Annotated in this window: 17 protein-coding genes; 15 read left to right on the top strand and 2 right to left on the bottom strand. The window is 73.5% G+C overall.

The window, feature by feature from the left end; translation table 11 throughout:
• Positions 1-24: 24 nt before the first annotated feature.
• Entirely contained in the window at positions 25-798 is a 774-nt protein-coding gene (locus OSR43_RS01785; protein WP_302269239.1) for a DUF2877 domain-containing protein, read from the bottom strand.
• Between the two features lie 36 nt (positions 799-834).
• Between OSR43_RS01785 and OSR43_RS01790 the strand changes: the two genes are divergently transcribed.
• From OSR43_RS01790 to OSR43_RS01845, 12 genes are all read left to right on the top strand, one after another.
• On the top strand, positions 835-2,196 hold the full coding sequence (locus OSR43_RS01790; protein ID WP_302269240.1) for a CdaR family transcriptional regulator: 1,362 nt from the start codon (positions 835-837) through the stop codon (positions 2,194-2,196).
• A 149-nt stretch (positions 2,197-2,345) separates the two neighbouring features.
• Positions 2,346-3,713: a uracil-xanthine permease family protein gene (locus OSR43_RS01795; protein WP_302269241.1), complete on the top strand. Its 1,368-nt coding sequence runs from the start codon at positions 2,346-2,348 to the stop codon at positions 3,711-3,713.
• 90 nt (positions 3,714-3,803) lie between these two features.
• The gene (locus OSR43_RS01800; protein ID WP_302269243.1) at positions 3,804-4,664 is read left to right on the top strand and encodes a xanthine dehydrogenase family protein subunit M; all 861 of its coding nucleotides are present in this window, start codon (positions 3,804-3,806) and stop codon (positions 4,662-4,664) included.
• A 2-nt stretch (positions 4,665-4,666) separates the two neighbouring features.
• On the top strand, positions 4,667-5,272 hold the full coding sequence (locus tag OSR43_RS01805; RefSeq protein WP_367891510.1) for a (2Fe-2S)-binding protein: 606 nt from the start codon (positions 4,667-4,669) through the stop codon (positions 5,270-5,272).
• Complete coding sequence (gene cutA / locus OSR43_RS01810) at positions 5,269-7,671, top strand: aerobic carbon-monoxide dehydrogenase large subunit (protein WP_302269244.1); 2,403 nt, start codon at positions 5,269-5,271, stop codon at positions 7,669-7,671. The genes OSR43_RS01805 and cutA overlap by 4 nt, the downstream gene beginning before the upstream one ends.
• Complete coding sequence (locus OSR43_RS01815) at positions 7,668-8,336, top strand: carbon monoxide dehydrogenase subunit G (RefSeq protein WP_302269246.1); 669 nt, start codon at positions 7,668-7,670, stop codon at positions 8,334-8,336. Before cutA ends, OSR43_RS01815 begins: the two co-directional genes overlap by 4 nt.
• The gene (locus OSR43_RS01820; protein WP_302269247.1) at positions 8,333-9,718 is read left to right on the top strand and encodes an amidase; all 1,386 of its coding nucleotides are present in this window, start codon (positions 8,333-8,335) and stop codon (positions 9,716-9,718) included. Before OSR43_RS01815 ends, OSR43_RS01820 begins: the two co-directional genes overlap by 4 nt.
• A 511-nt stretch (positions 9,719-10,229) precedes the next feature.
• On the top strand, positions 10,230-12,290 hold the full coding sequence (locus OSR43_RS01825) for a hydantoinase/oxoprolinase family protein (RefSeq protein ID WP_302269248.1): 2,061 nt from the start codon (positions 10,230-10,232) through the stop codon (positions 12,288-12,290).
• Positions 12,287-14,257, top strand: a complete 1,971-nt coding sequence (locus OSR43_RS01830) for a hydantoinase B/oxoprolinase family protein (protein WP_302269249.1) — start codon at positions 12,287-12,289, stop codon at positions 14,255-14,257. Before OSR43_RS01825 ends, OSR43_RS01830 begins: the two co-directional genes overlap by 4 nt.
• Positions 14,258-14,268: 11 nt before the next feature.
• Positions 14,269-15,057, top strand: a complete 789-nt coding sequence (locus tag OSR43_RS01835) for an SDR family oxidoreductase (RefSeq protein WP_302269250.1) — start codon at positions 14,269-14,271, stop codon at positions 15,055-15,057.
• A 70-nt stretch (positions 15,058-15,127) separates the two neighbouring features.
• A complete protein-coding gene (locus OSR43_RS01840) occupies positions 15,128-16,075 on the top strand; it encodes a carbamate kinase (RefSeq protein ID WP_302269251.1) in 948 nt (315 codons plus the stop codon).
• Between the two features lie 3 nt (positions 16,076-16,078).
• Positions 16,079-17,185, top strand: coding sequence for a ring-opening amidohydrolase (locus OSR43_RS01845; RefSeq protein WP_302269252.1), 1,107 nt, complete (start codon positions 16,079-16,081; stop codon positions 17,183-17,185).
• Positions 17,186-17,441: 256 nt separating this feature from the next.
• Here OSR43_RS01845 and OSR43_RS01850 read toward each other — a convergent pair whose 3' ends face one another.
• A complete protein-coding gene (locus OSR43_RS01850; protein WP_302269253.1) occupies positions 17,442-18,608 on the bottom strand; it encodes a CaiB/BaiF CoA-transferase family protein in 1,167 nt (388 codons plus the stop codon).
• Positions 18,609-18,696: 88 nt separating this feature from the next.
• On the opposite strand from OSR43_RS01850, the gene OSR43_RS01855 reads away from it, so the two are divergent.
• The 3 genes from OSR43_RS01855 to uvrA are packed head-to-tail and all read left to right on the top strand — an operon-like array spanning position 18,697 to position 24,242.
• A complete protein-coding gene (locus OSR43_RS01855; RefSeq protein WP_302269254.1) occupies positions 18,697-20,175 on the top strand; it encodes a carboxyl transferase domain-containing protein in 1,479 nt (492 codons plus the stop codon).
• 27 nt (positions 20,176-20,202) lie between these two features.
• Positions 20,203-21,771, top strand: a complete 1,569-nt coding sequence (locus tag OSR43_RS01860) for a fatty acyl-CoA synthetase (RefSeq protein ID WP_302269255.1) — start codon at positions 20,203-20,205, stop codon at positions 21,769-21,771.
• Positions 21,768-24,242 (top strand): excinuclease ABC subunit UvrA, encoded by a 2,475-nt coding sequence (gene uvrA, locus OSR43_RS01865; RefSeq protein ID WP_302269257.1) that lies wholly within the window; start codon positions 21,768-21,770, stop codon positions 24,240-24,242. The genes OSR43_RS01860 and uvrA overlap by 4 nt, the downstream gene beginning before the upstream one ends.
• Positions 24,243-24,263 lie beyond the last annotated feature (21 nt).

Below are 24,263 nucleotides of genomic sequence, written 5' to 3' on the forward strand. Positions count from 1 at the left end.
TGGGGGGCGCAGGGCCGGGGTGGCTCAGGTGCCGAGCGCGAGGGTGGCGCCCAGGAGCATCCCGGCGCCGGAGGTGTGACCGACGGCGGCCAGCCGCGAGGCTGCGGCGGCCACCCCCGACGGGGAGGCCGCGTCGCCGCGGGCGGCGAGCGCGAGCAGCAGCGCCCGGAACTCCGGGATGCACCCGCCCTCGATCGCGTCGACCAGCAGCGTGGCCGACAGAGCGGTGGTGCGGTGGGCGTGCCGGCGTACGGCGTCGGCGACCGCGTCGCGGTCGCGCTCCAGGCCGCGTGCGGCCACCAGCCAGCCCGCGACCACGTCGTCCCCGACGGGGGTGAGCCCGTCGCCGCGACCGAGCAGGTCCAGGACCGCCGCGCCGTCACCGGCGGCGAGCGCGGCCAGCGCCGCGGCGGGCAGCTGGTCGCGAGCGGGCGAGAGGTCGGGGAGGGTCGCGGCCAGCCGGGCACCGGCGTCGGCCGGCAGGTGGGGCACGTCGCCGGCGACCAGCCGGTCGACCGAGACCGCCAGTCCCGCCACGTGCAGCACGCCCTCGGCCACCTCGGCGGGGGCGCCCACCTCGACGGCGGGCAGGTGGGTCAGCGCGGTGGCGATGGTGGCCGGGACGTGCACGGCGCCGCGCGCGGCGACGCCGACGACCCGGTCGCCGAGGAGCACGTAGACCGCCTGCGCCCCGGCGTGCACCACCTGGCCCCGGCCCGGCGAGTCCTGCAGCCGACGCCGCAGCGCGGCGGTCCCGGCGCCCGCGACGCGGGTGGGGGACGAGGCGGGCAGTGGCACCCATCGGACGCTAACGGATCAACTAGGGTGCGCCGAATGGTGAGCATTGCCAACTCCGGCCCCGAGCCGACGCAAGAGTTGATAACGACGGCGGGCGAGGCTGCGTCCGACGTGCCCGGCGACCTGCCCGGCGACGTGCCCCGCGACGAGCCCCTCGACGTGGACGACCTGGCCGAGGCGCTGGCCCAGCAGGTGCTCGCCAACGCCGACCTCGGCGCGGTCGTCGACGCCATCCGCGCCGCGCTCCGCGCGGACGTCGCCGTCACCACGACCGACGGCCGCGAGCGGGTCACCCGGCTCTCGGAGATGACCCAGGCCAGCCTCGTCAAGGGCGACCTCGTCGACCCGACGGGGCGCCTGCGCGTGGAGCGGATCGGCGCGGAGGATACCGTGCTGCTCGACGGCTCGCGGGTGCACCGGCTCCCCGTGGCGACCCCGTCCCAGCCGCTCGGCCACCTGGTGGTCGTCGCCGGCCGCGAGCTGGACGACTCCGAGACGGTCGCCCTGCGGCGGGCCGCCACCGCCGTCGCCCTCTCGATCAGCCGGGAGCAGGCGGTCTCGGCGGTGGAGAACAAGTACCGCGGCGACTTCCTGCGCGACGTGCTGCTCGGCCGGGCGGGCTCGGAGGAGTTCGTCCGCGAGCACGTCGTGGGCTTCGGGTGGGAGCTCGGCGGGCCCTCGATCGTGCTGGTCGCCCAGCTGGACCCGCAGCCGGCCGGCGAGCCCGCGGGCACCGTGGAGGAGCAGCGCCAGTGGCAGGAGCGCTTCGCCGACGCCTGGCGCCAGGTGGTCGGCGCGGTCTCCAAGTCCGTCCCGGTCGCCGACTTCGGCTCCGAGGTGGTGACGGTGCTCCGGTCCCCGGGGATCCAGGCGGGCGCCCAGGCGGGCAACGAGCCGGGCTCGGACCTGGTCATGCGCCTGGTGCGCGCGGTCGCCGGCGACAAGGGCGGCGGCCGGCGTCCGTTCTCGGTCGGGGTCGGCCGGGTGACATCCGACGTGCGCGGGCTGCCCGAGAGCTACGCCCAGGCCTACCGCGCCGTGGCCGTCGGCCGGCGCGTGCGCGGGGGCGGCACGACGACCTGGTTCGACGAGCTCGGCCTGCACCGGCTGATCGCGATGGTGCCCGACGACGCCGAGCTGCGGGCCTTCGCCAGCGACGTGCTCGGCGAGCTGGCCGGGCAGACCGAGGAGGCGGCCGCGCTGCGCGAGACGCTGCAGGTGCTGCTCTCCACGAACTTCAACGTCGCGGAGGCCGCGCGCGTGCAGTTCTTCCACTACAACACCATCCGCTACCGCGTCACCAAGCTCGAGCGGCTGCTCGGCCCGATCACCTCCGACCACAACCTGCGCCTCGACGTCGCGGTGGCCCTGAAGGTGCTCGAGGTCGTCGGCGGCTGACCCGCAGCAGAGGCTCGTCCGCGGACGGTGGGCGACATGTGTCGACGTTCCTGGGGTCCTTTCGGCGGAAGTGGCCATACAGAGCGTGACGTGGGCCTCAATAGGCTCGCTGTCCTCTCGGTTCCACCGTTGGCGAAGGGAACGCTCGCATGTCGATGTTCAAGTGGACGCAGGTCGATCCTGCGCCCGGTGAAGCTGTAGGACCGCTCCAGCGGCTGAGCTGGGGCAAGACGATCGGTCTGGGCGCCCAGCACGTCGTGGCGATGTTCGGTGCCACGTTCGTGTTCCCGCTGATCATGGGACTGGACGCGAACCTCGCGATCCTGTTCTCCGGCATCTGCACGATCCTGTTCCTGCTGGTCGTCAACAACAAGGTCCCCAGCTACCTGGGCACCAGCGGCTCGTTCGTCTCCGGTGTCTTCGCCATCCGGGCGCAGGGCGGCGACTCCGCCGACGTCACCGGCGCGATCCTCATCGCCGGTCTGATCCTGGCGCTCGTCGGCGTGGCCGTGCACTTCCTCGGCTCGGGTGCCCTGAAGCGCCTCCTGCCGCCGGCCGTCACCGGCGCCGTGGTCATGCTGATCGGCTTCAACCTCGCGCCGGTCGTGGCCAACACCTACTGGCCCCAGGACCAGTGGATCGCCCTGGCGACCGCCGCGTTCGTCGTGGTCGCCACGGTGCGGTTCCCCGGCTTCTGGTCGCGGATCTCGATCTTCCTCGCGCTGATCTTCGGCTACGTGCTGTCGTTCCTGGCCGACACGGTCTTCGGCCAGATCACCTCGCCCGACGGCACCGGCGAGGTCGTCACCCGCGACCGGATCAACCTGACCGGCCTCGGCGACGCGAAGTGGTTCGGCCTGCCGACCGGCGACCTCGCCGACGGCGTCAGCAAGGTCCACGCCCCCGACTTCTCCCTCACCTTCGCGCTGCTGGTGATCCCGGCCGTCATCGCGCTGATCGCGGAGAACACCGGCCACGTCCGTGCCGTCGCCGAGATGACCGGCGACGACCTCGACCCCTACATGGGCCGCGCCCTCGGCGCCGACGGTGTCGCCACGGCGTTCGCCAGCGCCTTCGGTGCGTCCCCGACCACGACGTACGCCGAGAACATCGGCGTCATGTCGGCCACCCGGGTCTACTCGACCGCGGCCTACTACGTGGCCGCCCTGGTCGCGATCATCCTGGGCCTCTGCCCGAAGTTCGGCGTGCTCCTCAACGCCATCCCCGGCGGGGTCCTGGGCGGCATCACCGTCGTGCTGTACGGCATGATCGGTCTCATCGGCGCGAAGATCTGGGTGGACAACCGCATCGACTTCGGCAACCCGCTCAACATGGTCCCGCTGGCCGCCGGCCTCATCGCCGGCATCGGCAACGTGACCCTGAAGATCGGCGACGACTTCGAGCTGAGCGGCATCGCGCTCGGCACGATCATGGTCATCGTCTTCTACCACCTGGTGAACATCGGCCGTCCTCGCGGCGAGCAGGTGCGCACCTCTGACGTGACGCACGCGCACTAGCACGGCGGCGGGCCGGCCCGGGCGCACGCCCGGGCCGGCCCGCATCATTCATTTTCTCGGAATACTGATGGGAAAGGCCGGTCCTCCACGGTGAAGCCAACGGCGTTCGACTACGCCCGTCCGGAGACGTTGGAGGAGGCGGTCCAGGCACTGGGCGGCCACCCCGACTCCAAGGTGCTCGCGGGGGGCCAGAGCCTCGTGCCGCTGATGTCGATGCGCCTGGCCGCGCCCGCGCTGCTCGTCGACATCAACGGGCTCCCGGGCCTCGACCACGTCACCGCCGACGAGACGGGGGTCCGCATCGGCGCCCTCGCCCGGCACGCGGACGTCCTCGCCTCCGCCGACGTACGTCGCGTGCAGCCCCTCGTCTCGCTCGCGCTGGCCAACGTGGCGCACCCGACGATCCGCAACCGCGGCACCACCGTCGGCTCGATCGTCCACGCCGACGCCGCCGCCGAGATGCCGATGGTCCTGCAGCTGCTCGGCGGCTCGGTCGACGTCGTCGGGTCCGCCGGTCGCCGCACCATCGCCGCCGACGAGCTCTACGTCGGGCCGCTCGAGTCGAGCCTGGCCCACGACGAGGTCGCCGTCGAGGCGTTCTTCCCCGCGCTGCCCGCCGGCTCCGGCGTGGCCTTCGAGGAGATCTCCCGCCGCCACGGCGACTACGCGATGTGCGGCGTGGCCGCCGTCGTCGCCGTCGAGGGCGACCGCGTCACCTCGGCCCGCGCCGGCTACCTCTCGGTCTCCGACGTGCCGACCGTGGTCGACCTGACCGACGCGCTCGCCGGCTCCGTCGACGACGCCGCGCTGGCCCGGGCCGCCGAGGCCGCCCTGGCGCAGCTCGAGCCGGAGACCGACATCCATGCCTCCGCGGCGTACCGCGCGCACCTGGCCAAGGTGCTCACCGCGCGCGTGCTGACCGCGGCCCACGACCACGCTCGGGAGGAGTGACCGTGGCTGAGAACACCGCTGAGAAGATCCACGAAGTCCGGCTGGAGGTGAACGGCGTGACCCACGCGGTCGCCGTGCCGGCCCGACGCCTGCTGTCCGACGCCCTGCGCCAGGAGTGCGGCCTGACCGGCACGCACGTCGGCTGCGAGCACGGCGTCTGCGGCGCCTGCACCGTGCTGGTCGACGGGCGGCCGGTGCGCAGCTGCCTGATGTTCGCCGTCTCCGCGGTGGGCAGCGAGATCACCACCGTCGAGGGGCTGGCCGAGCCGGACGGGTCGCTCAACCCCGCCCAGCAGGCCTTCCGCGAGTGCCACGGCCTGCAGTGCGGCTTCTGCACCCCGGGCTTCCTGACCACGGTCACGGCCGGGATCAAGGAGAACCCCTGCCCGACCCACGACGAGGCCCGCGAGATGATCGCCGGCAACCTCTGCCGCTGCACCGGCTACCAGAACATCGTCAAGGCGGTCGAGCGTGCGGCGGAGATCGCGCGCGGCGACGCGCCCGCGGCCGCCCCGCCGGAGGGCGACGACGGCGGCCTCGAGGCGGCGACCGGTGAGACCGAGGTCGCCCGCGACGACGACGCATCGACGACGGGACTGGGCGCATGACCACGAAGCTGATGGGTGAGGCCGTCCAGCGGGTCGAGGACGACCGGCTGGTCCGCGGCGGCGGGCAGTACGTCGACGACATCGACCTCGGCGCGCTCCACCTCGCCGTCGTCCGCAGCCCCCACGCGCACGCCCGCATCCGCTCCGTCGACGTCGACGCCGTGCTGGACATCGAGGGCGTCCACGCCGTGTGGACCTACGACGACCTCGACGGCGCGATGGCCGAGCCGCTGCCGCTGCTCATCCCGCACCCGACGCTGACCCACGGGCGCACGCAGTACGCCCTGGCCCGCGACGAGGTCAACTACGTCGGCGAGGCGATCGCGATCGTCGTCGCCGACGACCGCTACGTCGCCGAGGACGCCGTCGGCCGGGTCGTCGTCGACTTCGAGCTGCTCCCCGCCGTCGTCGGCGTCGAGGCCGCGCGCGCCGCGGAGAACCTCGTCCACGACGACGTCCCCGGCAACATCGCCGCCCGCTCGGTGCAGCAGAACGGCGACGCGGAGGCCGGGATCAAGGCCGCCCCGCACACGCTCTCGCTGGACTTCGACATCGAGCGCAGCGCCTGCATGCCGATGGAGGGCCGCGGCGTCACCGCGCGCTGGGACACCGCCAACGGCCGGCTGCAGGTGTGGACCTCCACGCAGACCTCGACCGGCGTCCGTGCCGCGGTCGCCGCCAAGCTCGGCCTCGACCTGCTCCAGGTCGACGTCATCACCCCGGACGTGGGTGGCGGCTTCGGCGTCAAGATCAACCACCCGTGGCCCGAGGAGCTGCTGGTCTCCCTGGCCGCGCAGCGCCTCGGCCGTCCGGTGAAGTTCACCGAGGACCGCCGCGAGCACTTCATCTCCTCGGCCCACGAGCGCGCCCAGCTGCACCACGTCGACGTCGGCTTCGACGACGAGGGCCGCCTGCTCGGGCTCGACGTGCGGTTCTGGCACGACCACGGCGCCTACACGCCGTACGGCCTGATCGTCCCGATCAACGCCTCGACCCAGCTGGTCGGGCCCTACAAGACCGGCCCCTACCGGGTCACGTTCGACTCGCTCTACACCAACACCGTGATCGTCACGCCGTACCGCGGGGCGGGCCGTCCGCAGGGCTGCTTCGTCATGGAGCGGACGATGGACGCGATCGCGGCGTACCTCGGCAAGGACCGCGCCGACGTCCGCGAGGTCAACCTGATCCAGCCCGACGAGTTCCCCTACGACCACGGCCTGGTCTTCCAGGACGGTCGCGAGACGATCTACGACTCCGGCGACTTCCCGGCGATGCTGGAGAAGATCAAGACGCTGGTCGGCTGGGACGACTTCGAGGCCTACCGCTCGGAGATGGCCGCGCAGGGCCGCCGCGTCGGCATCGGCCTGGCGGCGTACGTCGAGGGCACCGGCGCCGGCCCCTACGAGGGCGCGCACGTCAACATCGAGAGCTCGGGCAAGGTCAAGGTCGCCACCGGCCTGACCAGCCAGGGCCAGGGGCACCAGACCGCCTTCGCGCAGATCGTGGCCGACGAGCTCGGCGTGCCGTTCGAGGACGTCGAGATCACCACCGGCGACACGCGCCGGATGGCGTACGCCGTCGGCACCTTCGCCTCGCGCGCCGCGGTGATGAGCGGGTCGGCGATCCACCTCGCCGCCAAGCGCGCCAAGGAGAAGGTGCTGCGCCTGGCCTCCGACGCCCTCGAGGCGGACCCCGAGGACCTGCAGATCGTCGACGGCGTCGTCTCGGTCAAGGGCTCCCCGGGCACCTCGATCAGCCTGGGCACGGTCGCGGTGCTGTCCAACCCGCTGCGCTACGCCTTCGACGAGGCGTCGAAGGCCGCGACGCAGTTCTCGGTCGGCGACGCCACCAAGCCGCCGGTCGCCGAGGACGACGAGCCGGGCCTGGAGGGCAAGGACTTCTACTCGCCGATCCGCTCGACCTTCGCCTCCGGCATGCACGCCGTGATCGTCGAGACCGACCCCGACACCGCCGAGATCACGATCCTCAAGTACGCCGTCGTCCACGACTGCGGCACGGTCATCAACCCGATGATCGTCGAGGGCCAGATCCACGGCGGCGTCGCCCAGGGAGTCGGCGGGGCGCTCTACGAGAAGATGGCCTACGACGAGTCCGGCCAGCTGCTCAACGCGTCCTTCATGGACTTCCTGATGCCCTACGTCACCGAGGTCCCGGACTCGATCGAGATCGACCACCTCGAGACCCCGTCCCCGCTCAACCCCCTGGGCATCAAGGGCGCCGGCGAGGCCGGCGTCATCCCCGGGTCGGCCGCCATCGCGGCCGCCATCGAGGACGCCGAGGGGCTCCCCATCACCGCCATGCCGATCTCGCCCTCGGAGCTCTTCGAGCTCCGGGCGAGGCACGCCTCGGCCACCACGACTCCTGAGGAGAACCGATGAAGATCGCCGGCCAGAACACCATCGCCGCCCCCGTCGAGAAGGTGTGGGAGGCGCTGCTGGACCCCCGCGTCCTCGTCGCCACCATCCCCGGGTGCGAGCAGCTGCAGACCACCGGTGAGAACGCGTACGCGATGACCGTCAGCGCGGGCGTCGCCGCGATCAAGGGCACCTACAACGGTGCCTGCACGCTCTCGGACCTGCAGCAGCACGAGTCGCTCACCATGGGCCTCAAGGGCGCCGGTGCGCCGGGCACGATCGACGCCACCGTCGGCGTGACCTTCGCCGGCGAGGGCGACCAGACCGTCCTGAGCTACGAGGCCGACGCGGTGGTCGGCGGCATGATCGGCGGCGTCGGCCAGCGGATGCTGACCAGCGTCTCGCGCCGGATGGCCGCGGAGTTCTTCGGCAACGTCGAGAAGGTCATCGCCGAGGGCCTCCCGAGCGAGGCGCCCGCCGCTGCCGCTCCTGCGGCCGCCGGCGAGGCCCCCGCCGTGGCTGCGGCCGGCGGAGCCCCCGCCGAGCAGGCGGTCTTCGCGCCCGCGCCGAAGGCGAGCCGGGTCCCCGCCGCCGGCGGCGACCAGTCGTTCCTCGCCGGGGTCGCCCTCGGCGGCGCGCTGGTGCTCGCCGGCGTGGTCGTGGGCGGGCTGCTGGGCCGTCGCCGATGACCTCGGTCGCCTCGACCGCCCGGGAGATGGCCGCGGCGGTGCGCCGGCGCGAGATCTCCGCGCGCGAGCTGCTCGACCTGCACCTGGACCGGATCGCCGAGCGCAACCCCGAGCTCAACGCGATCGTCTCGCTCGACGAGGAACGGGCCCGCCAGGGCGCCGCCGCGGCCGACGAGGCGCTGGCCGGCGGCGCGGAGGTCGGCCCGCTGCACGGGCTGCCGTTCGCCTTCAAGGACACCCACGCCGTGGGCGGGTGGCGCACGACGTACGGCTCGACGCTGCGCGCGGACCACGTGCCCGACCGCGACGAGCTGCTCGTGGAGCGGGTGCGCGGGGCCGGTGCGGTGACGATCGGCAAGACCAACGTGCCGGAGTTCGCGGCCGGGTCGCACACGTTCAACAAGGTCTTCGGCACCACGCTGAACCCGGTCGACCCGAGCCGGTCCGCCGGCGGGTCGAGCGGTGGCGCGGCGTGCGCGCTGGCCTCGGGCATGGTGCCGCTCGCCGACGGCTCGGACATGGGCGGCTCGCTGCGCAACCCGGCGTCGTTCTGCGGGGTCGTCGGCATGCGCCCGAGCCTGGGCCGGGTGCCGGAGTGGCCGCTGTACAACCAGTGGGAGACCACCTCGGTCGGCGGCCCGATGGCCCGCAACGTCGCGGACCTGGCGCTGCTGCTCTCGGTGTTGGCCGGCCCGGACGCCCGGGCCCCGCAGGCGCTGGGGGACCCGGGCGCGACGTTCGCCGACCCCCGGCCGGCGTCGCTGGGCGGCCTGCGGGTGGCGCTCAGCACCGACCTCGGCGGCGCGTTCGAGGTCGACCACGAGGTCGCGGCGGTCGTCGAGGCCGCCGGCCGCTCGCTCGCCTCGGCGGGCGCCGCGGTCTCGGGCGCCCACCCCGACCTCGGCCTGGCCGAGGACACCTTCCGCACGCTGCGTGCCTGGCACTTCCAGGCCAAGCTCGGCCCGCTGCTCGCCGAGCACCCGGAGGCGTTCAAGCCGTCGCTGGCCGACAACATCCGGGCGGGGGAGTCGCTCACCGGCGCGGACGTCGCCCGGGCCTACGCCCAGCGCACCGCGCTGTCGGAGACGATGCGGGAGTTCTTCGGCTCCTACGACGTGCTGGTGCTGCCGGTCTCGCAGGTGCCGCCGTTCCCGGCGGACCAGGAGTTCCCCTCCGACATCAACGGCCGGCCGATGGAGACCTACCTGGACTGGATGCGGTCGGCGTACTTCATCACCGTCACCGGCTGCCCGGCCATCTCGGTCCCCGCCGGCACCACCCGCGACGGCCTCCCCGTCGGCGTCCAGCTCGTCGCCCCCCACGGCGCCGACCTGCGGCTGCTCGAGGTCGCCCGCGCCGTCGAGGAGCTCGTCGCCCCCTGACCAGCGGGCGGGCTCCGTTGGTCGAGCAGGGAGGCGCGCCAGCGCCGAGCGTCGTCGAGACCCGGTGAGGTGCCCACGGCGCTGGGGACGCTCACGGGGTCTCGACGACGGCTCGCTGGCGCTCGCCTGCTCGACCAGCGGTACGCCGGAAGACGGTCGCCGGGTCTCGACGACGGCTCGCTAGGGCTCGCCTGCTCGACCAGCGGGCGGCTCTGTTGGTCGAGCAGGGAGGCGCGCCAGCGCCGAGCGTCGTCGAGATCCGGTGAGGTGCCCACGGTGCTGGGGACGGTCGCGGGGTCTCGACGACGGCTCGCCAGGGCTCGCCTGCTCGACCAGCGGTACGCCGGACGACGGTCGCCGGGTCTCGACGACGGCTCGCCGGGGCTCGCCTGCTCGACCAGCGGTACGCCGTCGGCAGGGTCTGCCGACGATCCGCCGATCTGTCGGCAGAAGATGACGTCGTCCGGGGTCCCTCCCGGTGAGTTGAATGTCCGTCATGACAGCAAGGCGGATGAGGATCGGCATCGACACCGGCGGCACGTTCACCGACGTCGTGGCCTTCGACGAGGACAGCGGTGCGGTGGTCACCACCAAGACCCCGAGCACGCCGGCGAACCCGGCCGACGGGTTCCTGGCCGGCATCGACAAGGTGCTGGACCTTGCCGGGGCGAGCTTCGACGACGTCGTCGCGGTCAGCCACGGCACGACGGTCGCGACCAACCAGCTGCTCGAGGGCAAGGTCGACGCGCTCGGCTTCGTGACCACCGAGGGCTACGAGGCGATGCTCGAGATCGCCCGCCAGTCGGTGCCCGACGGCTACGGCAACTCCTACTTCTGGGTCAAGCCCGACCGGATCGTCCCCCGCGACATGGTCAAGGGGGTCGGCGGTCGCCTCGACCACACCGGCGCGGAGATCCGCCCCTTCGACGAGGACGGCGCCCGCCGCGTCGCCCGCTGGTTCAAGGACCAGGGCATCGACACCCTCGGCGTGTGCTTCCTGCACGCCTACGCCAACCCGGCGCACGAGGAGCGGATGCGCGAGATCCTCGCCGAGGAGCACCCCGACGCGGTCGTGTCGATCTCCAGCGAGGTGCTGCGCGAGTACCGCGAGTACGAGCGCTCGATGACCACCCTCGTCGACGCCGCGGTGAAGCCGAAGCTCTCCCGCTACGTCAACAACATCAAGGACCGCCTGGCCGGCCAGAGCGGCCGCACCATCCCGTTCTACGTGATGAAGTCCAACGGCGGTGTGCTCTCGGCCGACGAGGTCGTGCACCAGCCGATCACCACCGTGCTCTCCGGCCCGGCCGCGGGCGCGCTCGGCGCGGCCCTGATCGCGAAGGTCGCCGGCTTCGACCGCGTGCTGACCTCCGACGGCGGCGGCACCTCGACCGACGTCTCCGTCGTGATCGACGGCGAGCCCACGCTGACCACCGAGGGCAGCGTCGGCGTCTACCCCTCCAAGATCCCGATGATCGACGTCGTCACCGTCGGTGCCGGCGGCGGCTCGATCGCCTGGCTCTCCCCCGAGGGCACCCTCAAGGTCGGTCCGCACTCGGCCGGCGCCGACCCGGGCCCGATCTGCTACCGCAAGGGCGGCAGCGAGGTCACGATCACCGACGCGCACGTCTTCCTCGGCCGGATCCCCCCGCACCTGCTCGGCGGCGAGATCCCGCTCGACGTCGACTCCGCCTCCTCGGCGATCCAGGAGCTGGCCGGCAAGCTCGGCATCACGCCGGAGGCCTGCGCCACCGGCATCCTGGAGATCTCGGCGTGGAACCAGGCGAACGCCCTGCGCCAGGTCACCGTCAAGCGCGGCCTCGACGTCCGCGACTTCACGCTCACGACGTTCGGCGGCTCCGGCTCGCTGCTGCTGTGCCGCCTGATGGACATCCTCGGCGTCCCGACCGTCCTCGTCCCGCCGAACCCGGGCAACGTCTCGGCGTTCGGCCTGCTCACCGTGGACGTCAAGAACGACTACGTGCAGACCCACGTCGCGCTCCAGGACGACCTCGACCCGGCCGTCCTCCAGCGCGAGTACGACGTGCTCACCGAGCGCGCCGCCGCGGCGCTCGCCAAGGAGGGCTTCGACCCCGAGCAGCACGTGTTCGTGCGCACCGCCGACGTGCGCTACTTCGGCCAGGCCTTCGAGGTCCGGGTCACGGTGCCCGAGGGCCCGGTGACCGCGGAGACGCTGGCCGCGGTGGCCGAGCGGTTCCACGCCGAGCACCACACGCTCTACGGCTACGACTTCGCGCAGGACCCGACCCAGCAGGTCGAGGTCGTCAACCTGCGCGTCTCCGGCGTCGGCCCGATCCGCCGCCCGGAGATCCCCAAGGCCCCGACCGACAAGGCGACCCCGGAGCAGACCGGCACCCGCCAGGTCTGCTTCGACGCCGACGCCGGGTACGTCGAGACGCCGGTCTACTGGCGCCCCGACCTGCCCGCCGGCCAGGTGCTCGCCGGCCCGGTGATCATCGAGGAGTTCGGCTCGACCGTGCCCATCCACCCCGGCTTCACCGCCCGGGTCGACGACTACGCCAACATCGTGGTGACGAGGAGCGACGCATGACCACCGACACCCACCCGGGCACCTTCGCCGGTGCTCCGGACCTCGGCAGCCGCCGGGCCCCGACGCAGTTCCCCTTCGGCCCGCTGACCGACGACGCCGGTCGCGGCGCGGACCCGGTCCTCGTCGAGATCGTGCAGGGCTCGCTCGCCGCGGTCGAGCACGAGGTCGAGACGGCCATCGCGCGGACCAGCCGCAGCCCGATGATCCGCGACGCGCACGACTTCCGCGCCGGCATCCACGACCGGAAGCTGCGCAAGCTCACCGGCCGGTCGTACTCCGCCCTGGTGCACCCGGTCGCGCGTGACTTCCCGATCGAGGACATGAAGGAGGGTGACGTCTTCTTCCACAACGACGTCTACCTCTCCGAGGGCGGGATCGGCCACCTCCCCGACCTCTGCGTCACCGTGCCGGTCTTCGCCGGCCCGGAGGGCGAGCGTCGCGTGGTCGCCTTCGTCCAGGCCTTCGGCCACCACGACGACATCGGCGGCGCGGTGCCGGGCTCGATGCCCTCGCACGCCACCAGCGTCTACGAGGAGGGCCTCGCGGTCCCCCCGATCAAGCTGTGGGACGCCGGCGTCCCCAACCGGTCCGCCCTGGCGATCATGACCCGCAACTCCCGCATGCCGGAGTCGCTGGCCGCCGACCTCGACGCCGAGTGCTCGGCGTGCCTGATGGGCGCCCGCCGGCTCGGCGAGCTCTTCGACCGGTACGGCGTGGAGACCGTCGAGGCCTGCTTCGACGCGATCATCGACCGCTCGACCGAGACCTACCGGCGCGAGATCCTCTCCAAGATCCCGGTCGGGACCTGGACCTGGGAGGACTACGCCGAGCACGACGGCGTCGACGACCCGCAGCTGCACACCCAGCGGATCACCCTGACCCGCACCGCGGCCGACGACCCCGACGGCGAGCGCCTGGTGCTCGACTTTGCGGGCACCGGCCCGCAGGCCAAGGGCCCGATCAACCACTGCGGTGACTACTCCGACGGCGTCTTCCTCAAGAAGTGGCTCGCGCCGATCCTGCGCAACCTCGCCGACACCCCCGAGCGGATGGCCGAGCTCGACGTCAACGAGGGCGTCGTGCCGCTCATCGAGATGCGCTTCCCGGAGCCGGGCACGCTGCTGACGCCGGTCTTCCCGGCGCCGACGAACGCCCGCACGTTCGTGATCCTGCGCCTGCTCGGCGTGCTCGCCGGCGTGATCGCCAAGGCGGTCGACGGCAAGATGCCGGCCGACCAGGAGACGATCCGCTACACCGGCGTGTACGGCGAGGACCTCGAGGGCCGTCCGTACCTCATGCGCGAGGTCCTCGGCGGCGGCTCGGGCGGTCGCTACTACGCCGACGGCGAGGACACCATCCACGTCGTCCCCGACAGCCGGAACCTCCCGACGGAGTTCACCGAGTCGCGGTTCCCGTTCCTCGTGGAGTCGCTCAGCCTCGCCGTCGACTCCGGCGGCGCCGGCCAGTTCCGCGGCGGCCTGGGCTACGAGAAGCACATCCGCATGCTCAAGGACGCGCACTTCATGTCCATCGCGGACCGCTCGATCCTGGCCTGCTGGGGCGTCAAGGGCGGCAAGGCGGGCACGCCGTTCCAGGTCACCATCGACCCCGACGGCCCGAACGAGCGCGAGGTCGACGCGCTCGCCGACTCCGAGCCGGTGAAGGCGGGGGAGACCATCCGCATCCGCACCACCGGTGGTGGCGGCTGGGGCAACCCGCTGGACCGCGACCCCGAGCTCGTCGTGCGCGACGTGCGCTGGCGCAAGGTCTCCCCGGCCGCGGCGCTCGCCGACTACGGCGTGGTGCTGACCGGCTCGGTCGACGACGACACGCTGTCGTACGACGCCGAGGCGACCACCGCGGAGCGCGCGGGCCGGCCGGAGCCGGTCGACGCGTTCTTCGACCGGGGCCCGGGCTACGGCACCCTCGCCGGTGGCGCCGCCTCGGCCGAGGTCGACCACCTCTGAGGCAGGACCCGATGCACGTCGCCGTCCTCGGCGGGAACGGCAAGACCGGTCGCGCCGTGGGCGCGGCCCTGGCCCGGGCGGGTGCCACCGCGCACCCCCTGGGCCGGGCCGCGTCCGGCGACCTCCCGGCGGCGCTCGCCGGGGCCGACGCCGTCCACGTCATCGCGCCGAACCTCCACCCCGACGAGCCGGCGTACGTCGCCACCGTGCTCGACGCCGCGGTCGCCGCGGGGGTCGACCGGGTGGTCCACCACTCGGTCGCCTCGCCGTACGCCCCCGCCATGCCGCACCACCTCCGCAAGGCCGTCGCCGAGGACCTCGTGCGGCGCTCCGGGCTGCGCTGGACGATCCTGCAGCCCTGCGCCTACGTGCAGAACTTCGTGCCTGCGCTGCGGTCGGGCGGGGACCTCGAGGTGCCGTACGCCGTCGACACGCCGTTCGGGCTGGTCGACCTGCACGACGTCGCCGAGGCCACCGCGGCGGTGCTGACGACCGACGGGCACGCGGGTGCGACGTACGAGCTCGGCGGCCCGGCGCTGGTGAGCGTCGCCGACGTCGCCGCCGCTGCCGCCGACGTGCTCGGCCGGCCGGTGGCGGCGCGCCGCACCGATCCGGAGGCGTGGCGGGGCGAGGGGCTCGACGCCCGCGAGCAGGAGTGGCTGCGGGCGATGTTCGCCTACTACGACCGGCACGGCCTGCCGACCGGGCCGCTGCCGCTGGCCGCGCTGCTCGGGCGGGAGGGCCGGGCGCCCACCTCCCTGCGGGCCGCGCTGGCCCGCGACCTCGCTGGCACAAGTTGACAGCGCTCGCGGGTCGCGTCGGCGGATCCGCACGATGAACGAGGGTGAGCCCACTCACTAGGTTCGACGCATGAGACTTCTCCTCGCGCTGGGCGGCAACGCGATGACCTCCCCGGACGGCAGCGCCCGTCCGGAGGACCAGATCGCCGCCGCCGAGAAGGCGATGGAGGCCGTCGCCGACCTGGTCGCCGAAGGTGTCGACGTCATCGTCACCCACGGCAACGGACCCCAGGTGGGCAACCTCCTCGTCAAGAACGAAGTGGCCGCGCACGTGGTGCCCCCGGTCCCGCTGGACTGGTGCGGCGCGCAGACGCAGGGCACCATCGGCGACATCCTGGTCAACGCCCTCGACCGCGCCCTCGGCCGCCGGGGGATCGACCGGCCCTCGGCCGCGTTGGTGACCCGCACCCGCGTCGACGCCGACGACCCGGCGTTCCAGAAGCCGAGCAAGCCCGTCGGGCGCTACCTGCCCGAGGACGAGGCGCGCCGGATGATGGAGCACGGCGAGACCTGGGAGGACCGCGGCGAGCGCGGCTGGCGCCGGGTCGTGGCCTCGCCCGAGCCGCTCGAGGTCATCGACGCCCCCGCGGTCGTCGCCCTCTCCGACGCCGGCTTCGTCGTCGTCGCCAACGGCGGCGGCGGCATCCCGACGGTACGCCGCGACGACGGCTCGCTCGCCGGCGTCGAGGCCGTCATCGACAAGGACCTCGGCGCCGCGCTCCTGGCGCGCGCGATCGAGGTCGACATGCTCGTGATCGCCACCGACGTGGCGCACGCCGTCCTCGCCTTCGGCACCCCCGAGGCCGAGGACATCGGCGAGGTCACGCTGTCCCAGATGCGTGAGCACGCCGCCGCCGGCCACTTCGCCGGCGGCTCCATGGGCCCGAAGGTCGACGCCGTCTGCCGGTTCGTCGAGCACTCCGGCCGGCCCGGTGTCATCACCGACCTCGGCACCATCGTCGCAGCCGCCAACCGCACCGCTGGGACGATCGTCGTCCCCGACCGAAAGGAAGCCTGACCCATGCCTTCTGCCATCGAGGTCCGCAAGGTCCCGATCCACTCCGTCGCCGACGCCTCGGAGCTGGCCAAGCTCATCGACGGGGGCGTCTTCGCCGCCGACCGCGTCATCGCGATCATCGGCAAGACCGAGGGCAACGGCGGTGTGAACGACTACACCCGGATCATCGCCGACCGTGCGTTCCGCGAGGTGCTCGTCGAGAAGGGCGCCCCGGCCGACCAGGTCAAGCAGGTCCCGATCGTGTGGTCCGGCGGCACCGACGGCGTGATCAGCCCCCACGCCACCATCTTCGCGACCGTGGACGTCCCCGAGGACGACCCGACCCGCCAGGAGCAGCGCCTCACGGTGGGCTTCGCGATGAGCGAGGCGATCCTCCCGGAGGAGATCGGCTACACCGCGATGATCAAGAAGGTCGCCGACGGCGTGAAGGTCGCCATGGAGCGCGCCGGCATCAGCGACCCCAAGGACGTCCACTACGTCCAGACCAAGACCCCGCTGCTGACCATCCACACCATCCGCGACGCCCACAGCCGCGGCAAGGAGGTGTGGACCGAGCACACCCACGAGTCCATGGACCTCTCCAACGGCGTCACCGGCCTCGGCATCGCGGTCGCCCTCGGCGAGATCGACATGCCCTCCGACGAGGACGTCATGAAGAACCGCGACCTCTACTCCTCGGTCGCCTCCTGCTCCTCCGGCGTCGAGCTCGACCAGGCCCAGATCGTCGTCGTCGGCAACGCCACCGGCGTCGGCGGCCGCTACCGCATCGGCCACTCGGTGATGAACGACGCCCTCGACCAGGACGGCATCTGGGCCGCCATCAAGGACGCCGGCCTCGACCTCCCCGAGCGCCCGCACCACACCGACCTCGACGGCAAGCTCGTCAACGTCTTCCTCAAGTGCGAGGTCTCCGGCGACGGCCAGGTCCGCGGCCGCCGCAACGCCATGCTCGACGACTCCGACGTGCACTGGCACCGCCAGATCAAGTCCTGCGTCGGCGGCGTGACCGCCGCGGTCACCGGCGACCCGGCCGTGTTCGTCTCGGTCTCCGCCGCCCACCAGGGCCCCGACGGCGGCGGCCCGGTCGCCGCGATCGTCGACCTCGGCTGACGGCTGCTGCCGGCTCCTGACCGGCTGACCCGCGCACGCGGCGTACGCGAAGGGCCCGACCGATCCGGTCGGGCCCTTCGTCGTGCTCGTGGGTCTGGGTCGGGGTTCGGGTGGGCCGGGCTCAGTGGCGCGGATCGGGATAGTCACGGACGTTTCTGCCCTCCGGTGGGTCCGTGAGGGGCAGGAACGTCCGTGACGATCCCGCCACGGAGGCTCGACGCCAGAGGCAGCGCCAGCGGCGAGCCGGCCCGGGGCCTCAGGCCTCGTCGAGCCAGGCGCGCACGGCGTCGTTGTGCTGGCCGAGGGTGGGCGGGGCCTGGTGGGTCTCGCGGCCGCCGGAGTGGGCGTTGTCGTCGAAGCGGAGCGGCGAGCCGGGCAGCTGGACCGGGCCGAGGGTGGGGTGGTCGACGTCGAGGAGCAGGCCCTGGGAGAGGGTCTGGTCCCACGAGTAGACGTCGTCGAGCGAGCGCACCTTGCCCGCGGGGACGCCGGCGGCGTCGAGGCGGGCGAGGACGGTCTCGGCGTCGAGGTCGGCGAGGAGCCCCTCGATCACCTCGATGAGCGCGTCGCGGTTGGCGACCCGCTCGGGGTTGGTCGCGAACCCGTCGCCGGCCGGGTCGATGTCGAACTCGCGGGCGAAGGCCTGCCACAGCTTCTCGGAGCCGCACGCGATCTGCACGGGCGCGGTCCGCGAGCGGAACATGCCGTACGGCGCGATCGAGGGGTGGTGCCCGCCGGCGAGGCCCGGGACCTCCTTGGCGACGGTCCACTTGGTGCCCTGGAAGGCGTGCACGCCGACCATCCCGGCGAGCAGCGAGGTGTGCACGACGCGGCCCTTGCCGGTGCGCTCGCGCTCGTAGAGGGCGGCGACGACGCCGTACGCGCCGTTCATGCCGGCCAGCAGGTCGGCGATCGGGACGCCGACCTTGGTGGGCTCGGTGAGGCCGGTCAGCGACATCAGGCCGCCCTCGCCCTGGGCGATCTGGTCGAACCCCGAGCGCGTCGCCTCCGGACCGTCGTGGCCGAAGCCGGTGATCTGCAGGACGACCAGCCGCGGGTTGAGCTCGTGGAGCCGGGAGACGGGGAAGCCGAGCCGGTCGAGCACGCCGACGCGGAAGTTCTCCATCAGCACGTCCGCGCGCTCGACGAGCCGGGCGAGGACGTCCTGGTCGGCGGGGTCCTTGAGGTCGAGGGTGATCGACTCCTTGTTGCGGTTCGCCGAGAGGAAGTACGTCGACTCCCGCGACGCGTCGGGGTCCTCGGGGTCCATGAACGGCGGCCCCCAGCTGCGGGTGTCGTCACCGGTGGGGCTCTCCACCTTGATCACCCGGGCGCCGAGGTCGCCGAGCATCATCGCGGCGTGCGGCCCGGCGAGGGCGCGGGTGAGGTCGAGGACCAGGACATCGTCGAGCAGTGCGGACATGCCTGTGACGCTACTGGTACTGCCGGGGCCGCTGAATGGCAACTCTTGCTACGGCGGTGATCACGCCGTTGCACATAGCGTCGGGGTCGTGACCGTACGCCGCCCGTCCGCCCGTCAGCTGATCGAGCTCGTCCTGGACGAGGGGTCCTGGACCTCCTGGGACAGCCGTCCCGTGCGCGAGGGCATCTCACCGGAGTACGCCGCGGAGCTCGCGGCCGCGGAGGAGAAGAGCGGGGTCGACGAGTCCGTGCTGACCGGCGAGGGCCTGATGCGCGGCCGCCGGGTGGCGGTCATCGTCTCGGAGTTCCGCTTCCTCGCCGGGTCGATCGGCCGCGACGCCGCCGACCGGGTGGTGGCGGCGGTCCGGCGGGCGACCGCCGAGGGCATCCCGCTGCTGGCCGCCCCGGCCTCCGGCGGCACCCGGATGCAGGAGGGCACGCCGGCGTTCGTCCGGATGGCCGGCATCTCCGCGGCCGTCGCGGCGCACCGCGCGGCGGGGCTGCCGTACCTCGTCTACCTCCGCCACCCCACGACCGGCGGCGTGATGGCCTCGTGGGGGTCGCTCGGCCAGGTGACGGTGGCCGAGCCGGGCGCGCTCGTCGGCTTCCTGGGCCCCCGGGTCTACGAGGCGCTCTACGGCGAGAAGTTCCCCGAGGGCGTGCAGACCTCGGAGAACCTCCACGCCCACGGCCTCGTCGACGCCGTCGTCGAGCCCGAGGAGATCGCCGACATCCTCGACCGCGCGCTGACGGTGCTGCAGGCCCGCCCGGCCGCGGACGTGCCCGCGACCGAGCAGCCCGACCTGCCCGAGCAGGACGCGTGGGACGCGATCGTGCGCTCGCGCCGCCCCGAGCGCCCCGGCGTCCGCCGGCTCCTGAAGTACGCCGCCACCGACGTCGTCCCCCTCAACGGCACCGGCCAGGGGGAGACCGACCCCGGGCTGCTGCTCGCGCTCGCGCGGTTCGGCGACGCGCCGTGCGTGCTGCTCGGCCAGGACCGCCGCGGCCAGACCCCCGACCGCCCGCTCGGACCGGGCGCGCTGCGCGCCGGTCGCCGGGGAATGCGGCTGGCCGTCGAGCTCGGCCTGCCGCTCGTCACCGTCATCGACACCCCGGGCGCCGCGCTCAGCAAGGCCGCCGAGGAGGGCGGGCTGGCCGGCGAGATCGCCCGGTCGCTCGCCGACCTGGTGACCCTCGAGGCGCCGACGCTGTGCCTGATGCTCGGCGAGGGCAACGGCGGCGCGGCGCTCGCGCTGCTGCCGGCCGACCGGGTCGTGGCCGCCCAGCACGCGTGGCTCTCGCCGCTGCCGCCGGAGGGCGCCAGCGCGATCGTCCACCGCGACACCGACCACGCCGCCGACATGGCGCGGGCCCAGCACGTGCGTGCCCAGGACCTGCGCGACCTCGGCGTGGTCGACCGGATCGTCCCCGAGCTGCCCGACGCCTCGGAGGAACCCGTTGAGTTCTGCCGCCGGATGGGCACGGTGCTGGAGGAGGAGCTCAGCCGGCTCTTCCACGCCGACGTGGCCACGCTGGTCCCGCGCCGCGCGGAGCGCTACACCGGCTGACAGCAGCCCGACCAGGAGGAGAGCCCCGTGCCCGACACCCCGACCGCCGACCAGGACCTCGACGTGCGGGTCGCGCGGGGCAACGGGCTCGGCGACGTGCTCCGGCGCAGCGCCGCCCGCCGCCCCGACAAGCCGGCGATCGTCGACGGCGCCACCGCGCTGACCTACCGCCGGTTCGACGCCGTGGTCGACGCCGTGGCCTGGTCGCTGGAGCGCGACGGCATCGGCGCCGGGGACCGGGTGGCGCTGCTGAGCCGCAACAGCTGGGAGTTCGCGGCGCTGGCCTGGGGCGCCGCGCGGCGCGGCGCCGTGCTGGTCCCGGTCAACTTCATGCTGACCGCCCCGGAGGTCGCCTACCTGCTCGGCGACGCCGAGGTCTCGCTGGCCTTCGCCCAGGACGCGTTCGCCGGCGTGATGACCGAGGCGCTGGAGTCCGCCGGGCTGGCCGCGGCACCCCTGGTGACGATCGGCACGGGCGGCTCGCGCACGTTCGACCAGTGGCTCGAGGACGCACCGGCCGGCTGGGAGGCGCCGTACGTCGACGACGACGCGCCGGTGCGGATCATGTACACCTCCGGCACCGAGTCCCGGCCGAAGGGCGCGATGCTCTCCAGCCGCTCGCTGGTCGCGGAGTACACCAGCTGCATCGTCGACGGCGGCATGTCGGCCGACGACGTCGACCTGCACACGCTGCCGCTCTACCACTGCGCGCAGCTGGACTGCTTCCTCGGCCCGGACCTGATGCTCGGCGCGACCAGCATCATCCTGCCCGCCCCCGACCCGGCCGCGGTGCTGGCCGCGATCGCCGAGCACGCGGTCACCAAGTACTTCGCTCCGCCCACGGTGTGGATCTCGCTGCTGCGCAGCCCGGCCTTCGAGGACACCGACACCTCGACCCTGCGCAAGGGCTACTACGGCGCCTCGCCGATGCCGGTCGAGGTGCTCCGCGAGCTGCTCGAGCGGCTCCCGGACGTCGACCTGTGGAACTTCTACGGCCAGACCGAGATCGCCCCGGTCGCCACGATCCTGCCCCCGCACGAGCAGCTGGAGGCGGCCGGCTCGGCGGGGCGCCCGGTGCTGAACGTCGAGACCCGCGTGGTCGACGACGAGGGCCGGCCGGTGGCGACCGGCGAGGTCGGCGAGATCGTGCACCGCACCCCGCAGGCGACGCTGGGCTACTGGCGCAACCCGGAGGGGACGGCCGCGGCGTTCCGCGGCGGCTGGTTCCACTCCGGCGACCTCGGCGTCCTCGACGAGCACGGGCGGCTCACGGTGGTCGACCGCAAGAAGGACATGATCAAGAGCGGCGGGGAGAACGTCGCGAGCCGCGAGGTCGAGGAGGCGCTCCATCTCCACCCCGACGTCTCCGAGGTCGCCGTCTTCGGCGTCGCGGACCCGAAGTGGATCGAGGCGGTCGTCGCCGCGGTCGTGCTCAAGGAGGGCGCGACCGCGACCGCCGCGGACCTGGTCGAGCACTGCCGCGGCCGGCTCGCGCCGTACAAGTGCCCCAAGCGGATCGAGCTGCGCCCGGCGCTGCCGAAGAACCCCAGCGGCAAGATCCTCAAGCGGGTCCTGCGCGACGAGCTGGCCGGGTGAGCGCCGACGCGAGCGGGCTGGACGGCTGCGTCCGGGTCCGGGGGGCCAGCGAGCACAACCTGAAGAACATCGACGTCGACCTCCCGCGGGACGCGATCGTGGCGTTCACGGGCGTGTCGGGGTCGGGGAAGTCCTCGCTGGCCTTCGGCACGCTGTACGCCGAGGCGCAGCGCCGCTACTTCGAGTCGGTGGCGCCGTACGCCCGCCGGCTGCTGCAGCAGGTCGGCGTGCCGCACGTCGAGGAGATCACCGGACTGCCGCCGGCCGTCGCGCTCCAGCAGCGGCGCGGGGCCGCCAGTTCGCGCTCGACCGTCGGGACCATCACGACGCTCTCGAACCTGCTGCGGATCCTCTACTCGCGCGCCGGCAACTACCCCGACGGCGCGGAGCACCTCGCGGCGGAGGCCTTCTCCCCGAACACCGCCGCCGGCGCCTGCCCGGAGTGCCACGGCGTCGGCGTCACCCACGACGTGGCCGAGGACCTGCTCGTGCCGGACCCGTCGCTGAGCATCCGCGACGGCGCGATCGCCGCGTGGCCGGGCGCCTGGCAGGCGCACAACCTGCGCCGGATCGTGAAGAACCTCGGCATCGACGTCGACCGCCCCTGGCGCGACCTGTCCGCCGAGGACCGGCACTGGCTGCTGTTCACCGACGAGCAGCCCTCGGTGCTCATCCGCCCCCAGGACAAGGACGGCGGCGGCGGGCGCGACTACATGGGGACCTTCCGCAGCGCCCGGCGGCACGTGCGCCAGACCCTCGCGGGGTCGGCCAGCGAGAAGATGCGCGAGAAGATGCTGCAGTTCGTCCGCAGCACCACCTGCCCCACCTGCGGCGGCAGCGGCCTGCGGCCGGAGGCCCTCGCGGTCACCTTCGCCGGCGTCTCGATCGCGGAGGCGAACGCGCTGCCGTTCACCGAGCTCGCGGCGCTGCTGCGCCCGCAGGCCACCGGCGACCCCGACGACGCCGCCGTGCGGATCAGCGCGGACCTGGTCGCGCGGATCGAGGTGCTGCTGGACCTCGGGCTCGGCTACCTCTCCCTGGGTCGCGGCTCGACCACCCTCTCGCCCGGCGAGGCCCAGCGGCTGCGGATCGCCACCCAGCTGCGGTCGGGCCTGTTCGGCGTCGTCTACGTCCTCGACGAGCCCTCCGCCGGGCTGCACCCCGCCGACGCCGAGCCTCTGCTGACCGTGCTCGACCGGCTCAAGGCTGCCGGCAACACGCTCTTCGTCGTCGAGCACGACATGGACGTCGTACGGCGCGCCGACTGGGTCGTCGACATCGGCCCGGCCGCGGGCGAGGGCGGCGGGCAGGTGCTCTACTCCGGCCCCGTCGCCGGGCTCGAGGACGTCGGCGAGTCCCTGACCAGCGCCCACCTCTTCGGCCGCGTGCCGCGGCTCGAGCACGAGCCCCGCGAGCCGTCGGGCCGGATCCACCTCGGCGGCGTCACGCGGCACAACCTCGACGACGTCGCCCTCGACCTGCCGCTCGGTGCGTTCACCGCGGTCACGGGCCCCTCGGGGTCGGGCAAGTCCACGCTGGTGGTCCAGGTCCTCGCCGAGGTCGTCCGCCGGCACCTCGGCGTCGCCGCGCCCGCGCCGGAGGACGGCGACGAGCAGGCGGCGGTCACCGGCCACCTCGACGTCCGCGAGGCCACCGGCCTGGACGCGATCGACCGGCTGGTGCTGGTCGACCAGCGGCCCATCGGGCGGACCCCGCGGTCCAACCTGGCGACGTACACCGGGCTCTTCGACGCCGTACGCCGCCTCTACGCCGCGACGCCGGAGGCCAAGGCGCGGGGGTACGGCGCGGGCCGGTTCTCCTTCAACGTCGCCGAGGGCCGCTGCGAGACGTGCCAGGGCGAGGGGTTCGTGTCGGTGGAGCTGGTGTTCCTGCCCAGCACCTACGCGCCGTGCCCGACCTGCCACGGCGCGCGGTACAACGCCGAGACGCTCGAGGTGACCCACCGCGGCCGCAGCATCGCCGACGTGCTGGCGATGCCGGTCGACGAGGCCGCGGAGTTCCTCGCCGACGTGCCCGTGGCGGCGCGCGGGCTGGAGGCGCTGCGCGAGGTCGGGTTGGGCTACCTGCGGCTGGGGCAGCCGGCGACCGAGCTCAGCGGTGGCGAGGCGCAGCGGATCAAGCTGGCCACCGAGCTGCAGCGGGCCAACCGCGGCCACACGCTCTACGTTCTCGACGAGCCGACCGCCGGGCTGCACCCCTCCGACACCGCCCGGCTGCTGCGCCAGCTGCACCGGCTGGTCGACGCGGGGAACACCGTCGTCCTCGTCGAGCACGACCTCGACACGATCGCCACCGCCGACTGGGTCGTCGACCTCGGTCCCGGCGGCGGCGACGAGGGCGGCCGGGTCGTCGCGACGGGCACCCCGCGGGAGGTCGCCGACGCCGGGGTGGGCGCGACCGCGCCGTACCTCGCCCGGCGGCTGGCGGACTCTCCCGCCCCGGACCGGTGACGAGCGGGGGTGGTCGGGTCT

The sequence above is a fragment of the Nocardioides sp. Arc9.136 genome (assembly GCF_030506255.1).
Classification (GTDB): domain Bacteria; phylum Actinomycetota; class Actinomycetes; order Propionibacteriales; family Nocardioidaceae; genus Nocardioides.